Consider the following 15764-nt stretch of genomic DNA (forward strand, 5'->3'; position numbering starts at 1 on the left):
CTGACACCGACCGTGAGAAGTCGTGTGTGCCGAACGCCGTTTCCGGCAGCCCGGAAACCGACGGTACTACATGAAAAGAATGCTGATTAACGCAACTCAACCCGAAGAGTTGCGTGTTGCACTGGTAGATGGCCAACGCCTCTACGACCTGGACATCGAATCCGGTGCACGCGAGCAGAAGAAGGCCAACATCTACAAAGGCCGTATCACTCGCATCGAACCAAGCCTTGAGGCTGCCTTTGTCGATTTCGGCTCCGAGCGCCACGGCTTCCTGCCCCTCAAAGAAATCTCCCGCGAATACTTCAAGAAAGCCCCTGAAGGCCGCGTCAACATCAAGGACGTCCTGAGCGAAGGCCAGGAAGTCATCGTTCAGGTCGAAAAAGAAGAACGTGGCAACAAGGGCGCCGCCCTGACCACCTTCATCAGCCTGGCCGGTCGTTACCTCGTACTGATGCCGAACAACCCGCGTGCCGGCGGCATCTCCCGCCGCATCGAAGGCGAGGAGCGCAACGAACTGCGTGAAGCGCTGAACGGCCTGGTTGCACCAGCCGACATGGGTCTGATCGTGCGCACTGCCGGCCTGGGCCGCAGCAGCGAAGAAATGCAGTGGGACCTCGACTACCTGCTGCAACTGTGGACCGCCATCAAAGAAGCCTCGCTGGATCGCTCCGCGCCATTCCTGATCTACCAGGAAAGCAACGTGATCATCCGCGCCATCCGCGATTACCTGCGCCAGGACATCGGCGAAGTGCTGATCGACAGCGTTGAAGCCCAGGACGAAGCCCTGACCTTCATCCGCCAGGTGATGCCGCAGTACGCCAGCAAGATCAAGCTGTACGAAGACAGCGTTCCGCTGTTCAACCGTTTCCAGATCGAAAGCCAGATCGAGACCGCTTTCCAGCGCGTCGTCGAACTGCCTTCCGGTGGTTCCATCGTCATCGATCCGACCGAAGCCCTGGTGTCCATCGACATCAACTCGGCGCGCGCCACCAAAGGCAGCGACATCGAAGAAACCGCTCTGCAGACCAACCTTGAAGCCGCCGAAGAAATCGCCCGTCAGTTGCGCCTGCGCGACATCGGCGGCCTGATCGTCATCGACTTCATCGACATGACTCCTGCCAAGAACCAGCGCGCCGTGGAAGAGAAAGTCCGCGAATGCCTGGAAGCCGACCGCGCTCGCGTGCAGATCGGCCGCATCTCGCGCTTCGGCCTGCTGGAAATGTCCCGTCAGCGCCTGCGTCCATCGCTGGGCGAGAGCAGCGGCATCGTCTGCCCACGCTGCAACGGCACCGGCATCATCCGTGACGTCGAATCGCTGTCGCTGGCAATCCTGCGCCTGATCGAAGAAGAAGCCCTGAAAGACCGCACTGCCGAAGTGCGCGCTCAGGTGCCGATCCCGGTCGCCGCGTTCCTGCTCAACGAAAAACGCAACTCGATCACCAAGATCGAACTGCGCACCCGTGCCCGTATCGTCATTCTGCCGAACGATCACCTTGAAACCCCGCACTTCGAAGTTCAGCGCCTGCGTGACGACAGTCCGGAAGCTGCGACCAACCAGTCCAGCTACGAAATCGCTGCTGCCGCTGCCGAAGTCGAAGAAGTCCAGCCAGCCGCTGCGACCCGTACCCTGGTTCGCCAGGAAGCTGCGGTCAAGACTGCTCCGGCCCGCGCCAACGCTCCGGTGCCGACCGAAGCTGCCGCGCCTGCCGCTGCTGCACCGGCTCCGGTTGCCGCGCCAGAGCCAAGCCTGTTCAAGGGCCTGGTGAAATCGCTGGTCAGCCTGTTCGCGACCAAAGAAGAGCCTGCCGCTCCGGTCGTCGTTGAAAAACCGGCCACCGAGCGTCCGGCCCGCAACGAAGAGCGTCGCAACGGTCGTCAGCAGAGCCGCAACCGTAACGGTCGCCGCGATGAAGAGCGCAAGCCGCGCGAAGAACGTGCACCGCGTGAAGAACGCGCCCCACGCGAGCCGCGTGAAGAGCGTCAGCCACGTGAAGCCCGTGAAGTTCGCGAGCCGCGTGAAGCACGCACCGAGGCGCCAGTCGCCCGAGAAGAACGCGCACCCCGCGCTCCGCGTGAAGAACGTGCACCACGTGCTCCACGTGAAGACCGCAAGCCACGTGGCGAGCGGGAAGAGCGCGTGCGTGAACTGCGCGAACCACTGGACGCCGCTCCGGCTGCACCCGTAGCTGCTGCCGCTGCCGCTGTGGTCGCAGAAGAACGTCCGGCCCGTCAGCCACGCGAAGAGCGCGCACCGCGTCCGCCGCGTGAAGAGCGTCAACCGCGTGCCGAGCAGGCCGCTGCCGCGGTCGCTGAAGAAGAAGTGAACAGCAACGAAGAGCAACTGCCGGAAGACGGTCAGGACAACGCCGAAGGCGATCGTCCACGTCGTCGCTCCCGTGGTCAGCGTCGTCGCAGCAACCGTCGCGAGCGTCAGCGTGATGCCAACGGCAACGTGATCGAAGGTTCGGAAGAGTCCGAGTCCGGCGAAAACGCTGAACCGGCACCAAGCGCTGCCGATCTGGCTGCCGGCCTGGCCGTGACCGCCGCGGTTGCCAGCAGCGTGATCAGCGCCCCGGCCGAAGCACAGGCTCACGAGCAAGCCGAACGCGCCACCGCCGCTGTTCAGGAAACCGCTCCAGTGGAAGCGCCGGTTGTTGAGGCCACTACCCCAGTGGAAGTGGTTGCTGCTCCGGAAGTCGAAGTGGCACCGGTTCAAGAAACTCTGCCTCAGGTTGAAGCCGCTGCAGAACCTGCCGTTGAAGCGCCAGTCGTGGCCGCAGAGCCGGTTGCTGAAACCGTCGCTGAAACCGTGACCGAAACCGTGCGTGAAGTTCGCGAAGAACAGACCGCGTTCAACTGGGTTGCCGAGCCTGCCGTCGCTGAAACGCCAGCGCCAGTGGCAGAAGCCCCAGTGGTTGAAGAAGCCAAGGCTGCCCAGCCAGTGTTTGAAACCGCTGAACCTGTTCCAGCGCCAGTCGTTGAAGCACCGGTGGTCGAAGCGCCAGTGGTTGCCGAAGAACCTGCTCCAGTGGTTGAAGCCGCACCGGTCAGCGCCCTGACGCCAAACGGCCGCGCACCGAACGATCCACGTGAAGTGCGTCGCCGCAAGCGTGAAGCCGAGCGTCTGCAGAAGGAAGCCGAACTGGCTGCCGCTGCTGCTCCGGCTGCTGAAGTCGTAGAAGTTGCTGCTTCCGTGACTGAAGAAGCGGTGGTTGAGTCGGTGATCGCCGAAGCACCACGCTCCGTTCAGGACGCGGTCGAGCATCACCAAGCAGCCGAGGAAAAAGAACACGAGCCTAAACCGCTCGTCTGATTCCGAAAGCCAATAAAAGGCCCCGCCCGGTGAAAACCCGGCGGGGCTTTTTTATTCCATTTAGAAGATCAAAAGATCGCAGCCTTCGGCAGCTCCTACAGGAGACCTATGCCGAAGGCTGCGATCTTTTTATCTGGCTTTACTTGAACACCAACGCTTCTGGCACATCGATATCCCACAACACCCCGGGATCATCCACCGACACTTCAACCACCCGCCCCTGCTTGAACAACGGCCTGGCGCCGCGATCACCACTCAACGCCTGCAACCCCGGCCCGAACGAACGCCCGAACCCCACCGGATGCCCAAATTCGCCGTCCTGCACCGGTACGCTCACGGCGTCGTCGGCCATCGCCGCCACCACCCGCTCAATACTCGATGGCAAGATAAACGGCATATCGCCCAACACAATCAACCATCCGTCTGCATCCGGACAAGCCGCAACGCCCGCCGCAATGCTGTCACCCATCCCCGTCGATTCAATCGAGACCACCTCACAACCATAGGCCTGCGCCATACGCATGGCTTGCGGCCGCGCTTCAGTGGTCACCAGCACCCGCTGGTCGAGATTGGCCGGCAGATTCACCAACACCTGCTCGATCACCGAGCGCACCGCGCCATCGCGCCCGGCGCAATCGACCAGCAGCTTGTCCTTGTCGGCACCGGCGACCTGGCGAAAACGACTGCCCTCGCCCGCCGCCAGCACAATCACTGCGATGGATCGACTCATGCACCCTCCAGGACTTTCTTCTGTTTCAACTCGACGCCGTTCTTGATCGCCACAATCTCCGCCAACAACGACAGGGCAATCTCCGCCGGTGAATGACTGCCAATGTGCAGACCGATCGGCCCGTGCAATCGCGCAATGGCGGCTTCTGACAAGCCTAGCTGAGCCAGATTGTCCCGACGCTTTTGGCTGTTGACCCGCGAACCGAGTGCACCGACATAAAAGGCCGACGAATCGAGTGCAGTGAGCAACGCCATATCATCCAGACGTGGATCATGGGTCAGCGCGACGATGGCTGTGCGTTCGTCCGTCTGAATGCTCAACACCGCGTCATCCGGCATGCCCGGGACAAGGCGACCGTGGTGCTCTTCCCAATCGTAGACGAACTCGGTGCGTGGATCGCAGATCAGCACTTCGAAATCCAGCAACCGGGCCATGTCCGCCACGTAACGCGACAGCTGTCCGGCGCCGATCAACAGCAGACGCCAGCGTGGGCCATAAATGGCGCGCAAAGTCTTGCCGTCGAATGCCAGCACATCGGATTTGCTCGCCGCTGACAGCACAACTTCACCGGTTTCGACGTTCAGCTCGCGAGCGACAATCTCGTGCGCTTCACATCGCGCGAGCAACTCGGCGACCCATGCCGGATCAGCGACCCGTTCTTCGGTCAGGCGTAACGTGCCACCGCACGGCAAGCCGAACCGTGCGGCTTCTTCCCGGGTCACCCCGTAGGTAATCAGTTGCACTGGCGGGCCGTCGCTGGCGATGCGCCCGTCGTGCAGGCGAGCGATCAAGTCATCCTCGACACAACCGCCCGACACCGAGCCGATCACCACGCCGTCCCCGCGCAACGCGAGCATCGCGCCGGGTGCCCAGGGCGCGGTGCCCCAGGTCTGCACCACGCTGAACAGCACCACCCGCTGCCCGGCGCGGCGCCATTCGAGCACGCTGCGCAAGACGTTGAGATCGGCGCTGTCCATCAGGCTTGCGCCTTCTGCCAGCCCTGCAACTGATAACGCACCGGCAAGTTGCGGATGCGCTGGCCGGTGGCGGCGAAGATCGCGTTGCACAGCGCCGGCGCAATCGGCGGCACGCCCGGCTCACCGACTCCGCCCAACGGCACGTCACCCGGCGGCGTCACCAGATGCACGGCAACTTCCTTCGGCGCCAGCGACATGCGCGCCACTTCGTACATGTGGAAGTTGTCCTGCTGGACCTTACCGTCCTTGAAGCTGATTTCACCCAGCACTGCGTTGCCGAGGCCCATCACACAGGCGCCTTCAAACTGCGAGCGAATGCGTTCAGGGTTGATCTGCGGCCCGCAATCGACGGCGATGTCAGCCTTGTGCACGATCAGCGTGCCGTCATCCTTGACCTCGACTTCGATCACCGCCGCCACATAGGTGACAAAGCTGTAATGCACCGCCAGACCCAGACCTCGGCCCTTGGGCAATTGACGCCCCCAACCGGCAGCCTTGGCCGCGGTTTCCAGTACCGTGCGCATGCGTCCGGTGTCGATCGGGTAGCGTTCGGGGGATTCGCCGTAGTTCCACTCCTCACTCAAGGTGCGCGGGTCGATCTGACGATCCGGGCCGAGCAACTTGATCTGATATTGGAGCGGATCGACGCCGGCCTTGTGCGCCAGTTCATCGACGAAACTCTGGATCGCAAAACCGTGAGGAATGTTCGACACCGAGCGATACCAGCCGACGCGGGTATGCACCGTGGCTTCGGGGTTTTCCAGGCGCACGCTGGGAATCGCGTAGGCCATGTTGGTAAAGCCCATGCCCAGTTCGAACGCCGCTTCATGGTTCATGCCCGGAGCGAACAGCGCAGTAATGCTCGGCGCCACTGTGCGATGCAGCCAGCCGGACGGCATGCCGTCCTTGCCGACAGCAGCTTTCAGATACTCGGCGGACACCGTGTGGAAATACGAGTTGTGGATGTCATCTTCGCGGGTCCATTGCACCCGCACGGCTTTACCGGGGAACTCTTTGGCAAGGATGGCCGCCTCAACCACAAAATCCGGCTTGGATTTACGGCCGAAACCACCACCGAGCAGCGTGACGTTGAAGGTGACGTTGTCGAACGGCAAACCCAGGCGCTCGGCGATGCGTTCGCGAGTCACCTGCGGCGCCTGACTCGGCGCCCACGCTTCACACACACCTTTGTCGTAGCGAGCGATGGCAACCATCGGCTCCATCGGTGCCTGGGCCAGATGCGGCAGATAGTAAGACGCTTCGAGACTACTGGCAGCGCCGTTCAGGGCTTTGTCGATATCGCCAGTGTTGCGCACCACTTTGCCGGGCTTGCGCGACGCCGCTTCCAGTTCCTTGCGGTAAGCGATCGAGTCATAACTGGCGTTGGGGCCGTCGTCCCATTCGATCTTCAGCGCCTCGCGGCCCTTGATCGCCGCCCAGGTGTTGCTGGCAATCACCGCTACGCCGCCCAGCGGCTGGAATTCCGAAGGCAGCGGACGGCTTTCGATCTGCATCACCTTCAGCACACCCGGAACCTTCAGCGCCGCGCTGTCATCCAGCGACTTGACCTTGCCGCCGTACACCGCCGGACGGGCAATGGTGGCGTAGAGCATGCCGTCGAAATGCACGTCGGCGCCGTACACCGCGCGCCCGTTGACGATGTCGGCACCGTCGATGGCTTTGGTACCTTCCTTGCCGATGTAGCGAAACTCCGACGGCTGCTTGAGGCGCAAGCTGTCACGGGCCGGCACCGCCAGCGCGCTGGCTGCGGCGGCAAGTTCGCCGTAACCCAACTCGCGACCGGATGGTTTGTGCAGGACTTTGTGCAACTGCGCATGGCACTCGCCCACCGGCACCTGCCACTGCGTGGCGGCGGCTTGTTCGAGCATGGTCCGGGCCGCCGCGCCGCAACGACGCATCGGTTCATACCAGTGACGCATGCTGCGCGAACCGTCAGTGTCCTGGTTGCCGAAACGTACTTCGTCACCCGGCGCTTGCTGGACTTTGACCTTGGCCCAATCGGCGTCCAGTTCGTCGGCAACTACCATGGTCAGGCTGGTGCGCACACCCTGGCCCATTTCCGAGCGGTTGCAGACCACGGTGACCGTGCCATCCGCGGCGATGCTGACGTAAACCTTGGGATCGTCAATCCAGCCGTTGGGCATGCCATCAGCGCCGAACTTCTTCGGCGCGTCTTCAGCCAGTGCATCCTGCCAGCCCCAGCTCGCGGCCAGCACCAATGCGCCCGTAGCGCCAACGCCTTTGAGAAAACCGCGACGGCTGAGATTGCTCAGGGCGAAATCATTCGGCAAGCGGCTCATGCCTTGGCCTCCTTCAGGTGAGTGGCGGCCTGACGGATCGCGGTCTTGATCCGGTTGTACGTACCGCAACGGCAAATGTTGCCGACCATGGCCTCTTCGATCTGTTCGTCACTCGGATTGGGGTTGGTCTTGAGCAACGCGGTGGCGGACATGATCTGCCCACCCTGACAGAAACCGCACTGCGCCACGGCGCTGTCGAGCCAGGCCTGCTGGACAACCTGGCCAACCGGATCGGCGTGCAGATTGTCGATGGTGCTGACGTTCTGCCCGATCACCGAACCGATCGGCGTGATGCAACTGCGCGCCGGCAAGCCGTCGATATGGATGGTGCACGCGCCACACAGGCCCATGCCGCAGCCGAATTTGGTGCCGTTGTAACCGGCGACGTCACGAATAGCCCACAGCAGCGGCATGTCTTCGGTGACATCCAGTTGATGGTTCTGGCCATTGAGTTTCAGGGTAATCATGGGCACGCCCGCATATTCTTGGTGGTTATGGGGTCGAGCAGAACTGGCGGTGGTTCACGCAGATCGACTCAGGCTAATGGGCCAATACACATCAGTGAAGCCAAACACTGAACCTGTGGCGAGGGAGCTTGCTCCCGCTGAACTGCGCAGCAGTTCTTTGCTTGAAGCGAGGGCCGCTACGCGCCCCAGCGGGAGCAAGCTCCCTCGCCACAGAATTCATCGCTTGCTGATTTGCATCTGGCCACGGGCTCTCTTGTGCCGACGCGAAAGTCTGCACCGGGCCTTTGGTGAAGCAAATGACGGTTATCGTTAGCTGGCTAAGTTAACCCACCGTTAACAAAAAAGCCCTGCACTTTTTTATCAGTGCAGGGCTTTGGATACCGACCTGAAGCGTAGCTTCAATAGCGGTTCGGCTCCATTTCCAGCTCGACATTGAAACGTTCGGCAATATCTTTCTGGATACGCTGCGCCAGATCGAGCAACTGCAGACCGGTCGCGGTGCCGTAGTTGACCAGCACCAGCGCCTGCAATTTATGCACGCCGGCATCGGCCTCGCGGAAACCTTTCCAGCCAGCGCGCTCGATCAGCCAGCCGGCGGCCAGCTTCATCTGCCCGTCCGGTTGCGCATAGGCCACCAGATCCGGATGCTGCGCCTTGATCTGTTCGACCAGCGCCGCTGATACCAGCGGATTCTTGAAGAAACTGCCAGCATTGCCGAGCACCGCCGGATCCGGCAGTTTTTCGCTGCGGATACTGCAGATCGCACGGCTGACATCGCTGGGAGTCGGTTGCGCGATGCCCTGCTCGGTCAGGCGCTGACGCACCGGGCCGTATTCCAGATGCAGATGCGCGACCCGATCAAGCTTGAAGCGCACGCGCAGGATCAGCCAACGCCCCGGCTGCTGCTTGAACAGACTGTCGCGGTAGGCGAAGTTGCACTCTTGCAGACTGAAGTCACGCAGTTCGCCGGTCTGGCGATCCAGCGCGGTCAACCCGGCGAACACATCCTTGATCTCGACGCCGTAGGCGCCAATGTTCTGCATCGGCGCAGCGCCAACGGTGCCAGGGATCAGGCTGAGGTTTTCCAGACCGGAAAAACCCAGCGCCAGCGTGTGCTGCACGAACGGATGCCACGGCTCGCCGGCTTCAGCCTCGATCACCACGCGGCTGCCGTCATCGCTGATCAGTCGAATGCCTCGGGTCGCCATGCGCAGCACCAGCGCCGGGATGTCAGCAGTCAGCAGCAGGTTGCTGCCGCCGCCGATCACCAGCAATGGCACATCATGGGCAGTCGCGTAGGCCAGCGCTTCGCGGACATCGGCATCGCTGTGGGCCTCGGCGAACAACTGCGCGCGAACGTCGACGCCGAAACTGTTGAACGGTTTCAGCGAAACCTGGGGTTGCACCTGCAAACTCATAACCGTCCCTTCACTTCGATCAACAGTTGGTCACAGGCGGCTTCGATCAGGTCCAGCACCTGCTCGAAGCCCTGATCGCCGTCGTAGTACGGATCCGGCACTTCATCGACCACCCCGGCATAACGGCGCAGGAACAGGTCCAGCTCGGCCTTGCCGGTGGGCGGTTGCAGCGCCTTGAGGTTGCGCAGGTTGCTGTTGTCCATGGCCAGAATCAGGTCGTAACTGGCGAAATCGGCGCGGCTGACCTGCTGCGCGCGCTGCGTCGACAGGTCATAACCACGCACTTTGGCTGCAGCCTGGCTGCGCTTGTCCGGCGGATTGCCGACGTGCCAGTCACCGGTGCCGGCGGAGGCCACTTCGACCTGATCCGCCAGCCCCGCTGCGCGCAATTTGTGGCGCAACACACCTTCGGCAGTAGGCGAACGGCAGATGTTGCCCAGGCACACGAACAGAACGCGCATCAAGCCCCCAGCAGGCGACGAACGCGCTCGAGGTCTTCAACGGTGTCGACCCCGGTCGGCGGCGCGATCAACGCATCGGCGACATGAATCCGCACGCCATGCCACAAGGCACGCAGTTGTTCGAGGGATTCAGTGTTTTCCAGCCAGCACGGGCCCCAGCTCACGAAATCCTGGAGGAACCCGGCACGGTAGGCATAAATGCCGATGTGGCGACGATACGGCACACCTTCCGGCAACTGCTCGCGGCTCTTGGCGAACGCGTCGCGGGCCCATGGCAGGGTTGCGCGGCTGAAGGTCAGCGCCAGGCCATTGAGGTCGCTGACGACCTTGACCACGTTCGGGTTGAACAGGGTTTCGACGTCTTCGATCGGCTCGGCCAGGGTGGCCATGCGCGCTTCGGTGTGGGCGGCGAGGTTAGCCGCGACCTGATCGATCACGCTCGGCGGGATCAACGGCTCATCACCCTGCACATTGACCACGATCGCGTCCGGCGCAAGGCCCAGCTTCGCCGCGACTTCCGCCAGACGATCGGTGCCGGAATTGTGGTCTTCACGGGTCAGCACCACTTCAGCACCGAACGCCTTGCAGACCTCGACGATGCGCGCATCGTCGGTCGCGACCACCACACGGCTGGCACTGCTTTTGCTCGCCTGTTCCCAGACATGCTGGATCATCGGCTTGCCGGCGATCTCCAGCAGCGGTTTGCCCGGCAGGCGGGTCGAGGCGTAACGCGACGGGATGACAACGGTGAAAGCAGTGGTCATTTATCCAGACGCTCGTCAGTGGTCAGGGTACGCGCTTCGCTTTCGAGCATCACCGGGATGCCGTCGCGGATCGGATAGGCCAGACCGGCGCCCTTGCTGATCAGTTCGGTCTTGTCGGCGCTGAGCTTGAGCGGGCCTTTACAGATCGGGCACGCGAGGATGTCGAGCAATTTGGTGTCCATGAACATTCCCTGGATAAAGAGTTAAGGCAAAAGATGATCGGGCAGCAGGCGCATCAGCTGGGTGTCGAACCAGGTCACGAAGGCCGGTGACGGCACGGCATCGACCGCCAGGTACCACCAGTCGTCTGCTGCGAAGGCACGGCACTTCACCGCATCCTTTTCGGTCATCACCAACGGCAATGACGGTGTGAAATTCAAGGCCTGCACGCTGTATTCGGCGTGGTCGGCAAACGCATGGGGGACTGCTCGCCAGTCTAGCGCTTCGAGGGTATTGAAGAAACGTTGCGGATTGCCGATCCCGGCCACCGCGTGCACCGATTGACCGGGCGCAAAATGCGCCAGCGGCTTGCGCTCGCCGCTGCGCAGATTGACCAGTGCAGTTGGTTGCAGGTGAAAGGCAAAACCGTCTTCACGATCCGCAGTGGCACCGTTGAACAGCACGCCATCGACGCTTTGCAGGCGCTCGATCGGCTCGCGCAACGGACCGGCCGGCAGGCAGCGTTTGTTGCCCAAACCACGGGCGGCGTCGATCAGCACCAGCTCCAGATCCCGGGCCAGGCGGTAATGCTGCATGCCGTCGTCGGAGAGGATCAGATCCAGCGGTTCACTGGCGAGCAAGGCTTTGACCGCCGCGCTGCGATCAGGATCGATCATCAGCGGCACGCCGGTGCGCTGCACGATCAACAGCGGCTCGTCGCCGGCGATGTCGGCGCTCTGCTCGGCGGTGACCCGCCACGGCAGGTGCGGCGGTTTGGCGCCGTAACCACGACTGACCACACCAACCCGCAGGCCGGCGCGTCGGCAATGATCGATCAGCCACAGGATCATCGGCGTCTTGCCGGTGCCGCCAACGGTAATGTTGCCGACCACGATCAACGGCACCGGCGGCTGATAAATCTGGCCTTCACCGGCGAGAAAGCGCTGACGCTTGTTGACCACCACGCGGCGGTAGAGCAATTCCAGCGGCCGCAGCAGCGTCAGGGCCGGATGCCCCTGATACCACGCGGCGAGCAAACGATCGGACAGGCTCATCAGGATTTGGGCGCCGCCTCGACCGTGGTCATGCGCAGATGGCTGAAACCGAGCTTGCCGGCCGCGTCCATGGCGGTGATCACCGATTGGTGTTGGGTCTTGCCGTCAGCGCTGATCGACAACGGCATGTTGGTGTCACCGTTGGCTTCTTTCTGCATGGCTTCCATCAGCGTCGCCAGGTCGTTTTTCGGCAGAATCTTGTTGTTCACCGAGAACACGCCCTCGGCGCTGATCGCGACGTCCAGCTGCTTGAGCTGCTGGTCTTCGGCGGGCGATCCGCTGACCGACTCCGGCAGATCGACGCGCAGTTGGGTTTCGCGGGTGAAGGTGGTGGTCACCACGAAAAACAGCAACAGGATGAACACCACGTCGATCAGCGACGCGAGGTTGATGTCGATCGTTTCCCGGGGTTTGCGACGGAATTTCACGCTTTTTCCCCGGCCAGATCGACGTCACGGTCGCCCTGCACCACTTCGACCAGTTTGATCGCTTCCTGCTCCATGCCCACCACCAGCTCATCGATGCGGCGTTGCAGGAACCGGTGGAAGAACACCGCCGGAATACCGACCATCAGGCCCGCAGCGGTGGTGATCAGTGCCTTGGAAATACCGCCGGCCAAGACCGAGGCGTTGGTGGTCATGCCGGAACCGGTGAAGGCGCTGAAAATGTCGATCATGCCCAGTACCGTGCCCAGCAGGCCCAGCAACGGCGACATGGCGGCAATCGTGCCCAGCGCGTTGACGTAGCGTTCGAGCTCGTGAATCACCCGCGCGGCGGCTTCTTCGATGCACTCCTTCATGATCTCGCGACCATGCTTGGAGTTGGCCAGGCCCGCGGCGAGGATTTCACCCAGCGGCGAGTTGGCGCGCAATTCCTTGAGCTTTTCTTTATTGAGCTGCTTGTCCTTGATCCAGACCCAGACCTGGCCCAGCAGATGCTCGGGGGTGACGCGGCTGGCGCGCAGGGTCCACAGGCGCTCGGCGACAATCGCCATGGCCGCGATGGAACTCAGAATGATCGGCAACATCATCCAGCCGCCGGATTTGACCAATTCCCACACAGTGACAGTCCCCTCGAAAAAGTGCGCCACTTTACCATACCGGTTCGCGATTAAGACCCGCCGCCCCGACGACCTGATGCCGCATTCGGCAATCCCGCGATCAATGGTGTTTCAACGCCAGAAACGCCGCTGTTGACGCATCAGCCACGGCGCCTGAAAGCTGCCCAGGCGCAGATGGATGGCGCCGTGCTGCGCGCTGTCGTAGATGCGCAGCCCTTGCTGGCGGTAGCGCGCGAGCACCAGCGGGTGTGGATGACCGAACGAATTGCCCTGTCCCCGGGAGATCAGTACCGAGTGCGGCCTTAATGCCCGAAGCAGCGCCATCGAAGATGAACTGCGGCTGCCATGATGTGGCGCTTGCAGCCAGTGCGTCGGCACCGCCAACGGACTCTCCAGCAAAACCCGTTCGGCAGCCGTGTCGATATCGCCGGTCAGCAGCAGACGCTCGCCATTGGCCTCGATCTGCAACACGCAGGAACGCTGATTGCTGTCATGGGCCGCCGACCATTGCCACAGCTGAAAACGCACCCCGTCCCACTGCCATTGGCGCCCGTTTTCACAGGCCTCGGCCCGCAGGATGGCCGGCAGCCCCGGCGGATCGCCGCTGATCACCCGAGTCACTTTCAGGCCCCGCGATACCGCCAGCGCACCACCGGCATGGTCGGCGTCGGCATGACTGAGCAGCATCAGATCGATGCGGTTGACCCCCAGTTTGTGCAGCGCCGGCAGCACCACCCGCTCCCCCAGATCGAAATCGCCGAAGCGTGGACCGGCGTCGTAGAGCAACGCGTGATGACGCGTGCGGATCAGGATCGCCAGGCCCTGACCGACATCGAGCTGCCAGATCTCGGCCAGGCCCTCGGCCACCCGCTCGCGAGGCGGCGCCAGCAGAATCAACAGCAACGGCCAGCCCAACGGTCGCAACGGCACCCCGCGCGGCAACAGCAATAACCCAGCGCCGAGACTGCCGAGCAGCAAGCCCCACCACGGCAGCGACGGCGAGATCCACGCTGGCCACACCCCGGCGATCAGCGACAAGCCGCGAAACAGCCAGTCGATCAAACCACCGGCCAGCCACAGCAAGCCTGCACCGACGTAAGGCACCGGCAACAACAGCGTGCCAAGCAGCGCCGGTGGCAGCACCAGCAGACTGACCCACGGCACCGCCAGCAGATTCGCCAATGGCCCGCTGAGGCTGATCGGCAGGTTCAGCGCCAGCAACACCGGGCACAGCCCCAGCGCAATCAGCCATTGCGCGCGCGTCCAGGTCTGCCACCATTTCCACGCACCGAGTCGCCCGCCGAAGGTGAAAATCAAAATCCCCACCGCGGCGAACGACAGCCACAAACCGGGACGCAGACTGGCTAACGGATCGAGCAACAGCAACGCATCGAATGCCAGCAACAGCGGCCACCACGCGCCGAGATGGCGAAAGCGCAGACGCCACAACAACACCAGCCCGACCATCACGCAGGCCCGTTGCACCGGCACGTCAAACCCGGCGAGCAAGCCGTAACCGAGCGCCGCGGCAAACGCCAGCCCACAGGCCCAAGGCAGCCAGGGCCAGCGCAGCGGCCACCAGCCGTAGCGCGCCAGCCCGGCGACCAACAGATAGATGACCGCCGCCAACATCCCGATGTGCTGACCGGAAATCACCAGCAGATGCACGGTGCCGGTGTCCTGCAGGATCTGCCAGTCCTCGCGACTGAGCCCGGAGCCGTCACCGAGCACCAGCGCCGCCAATGCACCGCCCCGGCCCTGCGCGTCCACTTCAAGCAAGCGTTGCCGAATGCTGTCGCGCCACGCCCGACTGGCCTCGGCCAGGCGCTGACCATCCTTGATCGTGCCGGTCGCGCCGATGCGTTGCGCCAGCAGCCAGGCTTCGTAATCGAAGGCATCGGGATTGAGCAAACCACCGGGGCGTTTGAGCTTTACCGCCAGCCGCCAGCGCTCGCCGCTGTTGAGCGGCGGCCCGGCGTACCACGCCAGACGCATCAACGACGGCAGTTTCTCGTGTCGCGAGCGAGCATCGGCCATCTCGAAACGCACCACGCCGTCGCTGGTTTGCGGCAAGCCGACCACCCGCCCTTCGACCCAACGGGTTTCGCCGTCAAGCGCTGCGGGCAGCCGATCATTCAACGCCCCCTGCGCACTGACGCAAGCCCAGGTGAAACCGAATAGCAGAAGCGCCACGGGATAGCTGCGAAACGGCAGCAACACCAGACCCACCAGCGGCAACAACATCATCAACCCGACCGGCGGTAAAACCGGCAAAAAAACCGGTACCAGCAGACCGACTGCCAGCGCCATCATCCCTGTGCGCATAAGCCCGTCCTTGAGAGTTCCTGCATTAGGCTTAGCTGGTATGAAGGCGGGTCGTCGTCAACAATTGTCACAAAGTCTGAATGGGCGCTTCGTAGAATCCAGACATACTTGCCGCCTTAACCGACCGAGAAGCCTTATGCCCCGGCGCTTATTCAAACGTTACATGCCCGATCCGACGAGCATCAGGGAACACAAATCCTTACGCTTTCTCGGCAAGTTGCTGCATGACCCGAACCTCTGGCACCTCAATCGTCATTCGGTGGCCCGAGCGATGGCCGTCGGCCTGTTCGCGGCGTTCCTGCCGATTCCGGCGCAGATGCTGGTGGCGGCCGCTCTGGCGATCACCGTGCGCGGCAACATGCCGATTGCCGTCAGCCTGGTCTGGCTGACCAACCCGATCACCATGCCGGCGGTGTTTTTCTGCACGTACCAGACCGGGGCCTGGTTGATAAATGTGCCCGCCCGCACCCTGCCCGATTCGTTGACCTGGGAATGGATCAGCGGAGAGTTATCGACCATGTGGCAACCGTTTTTGCTGGGGTCAGTGGTATGCGGACTGCTACTCGGCATCCTCGCCTACTTCACGGTGATGCTGTACTGGCGCTGGTGGGTGGCGCGGCAATGGGCGCGGCGCAAGAAAAGCCGCATGCGCTGAATGCAAAACGGCCTCCGCAGTGGAGGCCGTTTTGTTTTGTGCAGTCTGGCCTGAGCTCC

At 62.7% G+C, this 15764-nt stretch carries 14 protein-coding genes; 2 read left to right on the forward strand and 12 right to left on the reverse strand.

The features are described from left to right. The first annotated feature begins 70 nt into the window (after positions 1-70). A complete protein-coding gene (rne, locus tag BW33_RS10510; protein ID WP_047598804.1) occupies positions 71-3313 on the forward strand; it encodes a ribonuclease E in 3243 nt (1080 codons plus the stop codon). Positions 3314-3452: 139 nt separating this feature from the next. Here rne and BW33_RS10515 read toward each other — a convergent pair whose 3' ends face one another. The 12 genes from BW33_RS10515 to BW33_RS10570 form a co-directional block, all read right to left on the reverse strand. Continuing rightward, the gene (locus BW33_RS10515; RefSeq protein WP_047598806.1) at positions 3453-4043 is read right to left on the reverse strand and encodes a nucleotidyltransferase family protein; all 591 of its coding nucleotides are present in this window, start codon (positions 4041-4043) and stop codon (positions 3453-3455) included. Then, positions 4040-5020 (reverse strand): XdhC family protein, encoded by a 981-nt coding sequence (locus BW33_RS10520; RefSeq protein ID WP_047598807.1) that lies wholly within the window; start codon positions 5018-5020, stop codon positions 4040-4042. Before BW33_RS10520 ends, BW33_RS10515 begins: the two co-directional genes overlap by 4 nt. Further along, positions 5020-7341, reverse strand: a complete 2322-nt coding sequence (locus BW33_RS10525; protein WP_047598808.1) for a xanthine dehydrogenase family protein molybdopterin-binding subunit — start codon at positions 7339-7341, stop codon at positions 5020-5022. Before BW33_RS10525 ends, BW33_RS10520 begins: the two co-directional genes overlap by 1 nt. Beyond that, positions 7338-7808: a (2Fe-2S)-binding protein gene (locus BW33_RS10530; RefSeq protein WP_047598809.1), complete on the reverse strand. Its 471-nt coding sequence runs from the start codon at positions 7806-7808 to the stop codon at positions 7338-7340. The genes BW33_RS10525 and BW33_RS10530 overlap by 4 nt, the downstream gene beginning before the upstream one ends. Positions 7809-8206: 398 nt before the next feature. Then, a complete protein-coding gene (murB, locus tag BW33_RS10535; protein WP_047598810.1) occupies positions 8207-9226 on the reverse strand; it encodes a UDP-N-acetylmuramate dehydrogenase in 1020 nt (339 codons plus the stop codon). Next, entirely contained in the window at positions 9223-9687 is a 465-nt protein-coding gene (locus BW33_RS10540; RefSeq protein ID WP_047598811.1) for a low molecular weight protein-tyrosine-phosphatase, read from the reverse strand. Before BW33_RS10540 ends, murB begins: the two co-directional genes overlap by 4 nt. Then, positions 9687-10451: a 3-deoxy-manno-octulosonate cytidylyltransferase gene (gene kdsB / locus BW33_RS10545; protein ID WP_047598813.1), complete on the reverse strand. Its 765-nt coding sequence runs from the start codon at positions 10449-10451 to the stop codon at positions 9687-9689. Before kdsB ends, BW33_RS10540 begins: the two co-directional genes overlap by 1 nt. Next, complete coding sequence (locus tag BW33_RS10550; RefSeq protein ID WP_003174668.1) at positions 10448-10633, reverse strand: Trm112 family protein; 186 nt, start codon at positions 10631-10633, stop codon at positions 10448-10450. The genes kdsB and BW33_RS10550 overlap by 4 nt, the downstream gene beginning before the upstream one ends. A gap of 21 nt (positions 10634-10654) precedes the next feature. After that, complete coding sequence (gene lpxK, locus BW33_RS10555; protein WP_047598814.1) at positions 10655-11665, reverse strand: tetraacyldisaccharide 4'-kinase; 1011 nt, start codon at positions 11663-11665, stop codon at positions 10655-10657. After that, positions 11665-12093 (reverse strand): ExbD/TolR family protein, encoded by a 429-nt coding sequence (locus BW33_RS10560; RefSeq protein ID WP_027612340.1) that lies wholly within the window; start codon positions 12091-12093, stop codon positions 11665-11667. The genes lpxK and BW33_RS10560 overlap by 1 nt, the downstream gene beginning before the upstream one ends. Next, the gene (locus BW33_RS10565; protein ID WP_007950766.1) at positions 12090-12725 is read right to left on the reverse strand and encodes a MotA/TolQ/ExbB proton channel family protein; all 636 of its coding nucleotides are present in this window, start codon (positions 12723-12725) and stop codon (positions 12090-12092) included. Before BW33_RS10565 ends, BW33_RS10560 begins: the two co-directional genes overlap by 4 nt. A gap of 111 nt (positions 12726-12836) precedes the next feature. After that, positions 12837-15050, reverse strand: a complete 2214-nt coding sequence (locus BW33_RS10570) for a DNA internalization-related competence protein ComEC/Rec2 (RefSeq protein WP_047598815.1) — start codon at positions 15048-15050, stop codon at positions 12837-12839. A 136-nt stretch (positions 15051-15186) separates the two neighbouring features. On the opposite strand from BW33_RS10570, the gene BW33_RS10575 reads away from it, so the two are divergent. Beyond that, positions 15187-15705 carry a DUF2062 domain-containing protein gene (locus BW33_RS10575; protein WP_047598816.1) on the forward strand — a complete coding sequence of 173 codons (519 nt, stop codon included), beginning with the start codon at positions 15187-15189 and terminating at the stop codon, positions 15703-15705. Positions 15706-15764: the final 59 nt, after the last annotated feature.

Source organism: Pseudomonas sp. RIT288, assembly GCF_000631985.1.
GTDB lineage: Bacteria > Pseudomonadota > Gammaproteobacteria > Pseudomonadales > Pseudomonadaceae > Aquipseudomonas.

Bases quoted from the DNA above. Each gene is read 5' to 3' on its own strand.
- rne (WP_047598804.1), top strand. From the start codon at position 71: ATGAAAAGAATGCTGATTAACGCAACTCAACCCGAAGAGTTGCGTGTT.
- BW33_RS10515 (WP_047598806.1), bottom strand. From the start codon at position 4,043: ATGAGTCGATCCATCGCAGTGATTGTGCTGGCGGCGGGCGAGGGCAGT.
- BW33_RS10520 (WP_047598807.1), bottom strand. From the start codon at position 5,020: ATGGACAGCGCCGATCTCAACGTCTTGCGCAGCGTGCTCGAATGGCGC.
- BW33_RS10525 (WP_047598808.1), bottom strand. From the start codon at position 7,341: ATGAGCCGCTTGCCGAATGATTTCGCCCTGAGCAATCTCAGCCGTCGC.
- BW33_RS10530 (WP_047598809.1), bottom strand. From the start codon at position 7,808: ATGATTACCCTGAAACTCAATGGCCAGAACCATCAACTGGATGTCACC.
- murB (WP_047598810.1), bottom strand. From the start codon at position 9,226: ATGAGTTTGCAGGTGCAACCCCAGGTTTCGCTGAAACCGTTCAACAGT.
- BW33_RS10540 (WP_047598811.1), bottom strand. From the start codon at position 9,687: ATGCGCGTTCTGTTCGTGTGCCTGGGCAACATCTGCCGTTCGCCTACT.
- kdsB (WP_047598813.1), bottom strand. From the start codon at position 10,451: ATGACCACTGCTTTCACCGTTGTCATCCCGTCGCGTTACGCCTCGACC.
- BW33_RS10550 (WP_003174668.1), bottom strand. From the start codon at position 10,633: ATGGACACCAAATTGCTCGACATCCTCGCGTGCCCGATCTGTAAAGGC.
- lpxK (WP_047598814.1), bottom strand. From the start codon at position 11,665: ATGAGCCTGTCCGATCGTTTGCTCGCCGCGTGGTATCAGGGGCATCCG.
- BW33_RS10570 (WP_047598815.1), bottom strand. From the start codon at position 15,050: ATGCGCACAGGGATGATGGCGCTGGCAGTCGGTCTGCTGGTACCGGTT.
- BW33_RS10575 (WP_047598816.1), top strand. From the start codon at position 15,187: ATGCCCCGGCGCTTATTCAAACGTTACATGCCCGATCCGACGAGCATC.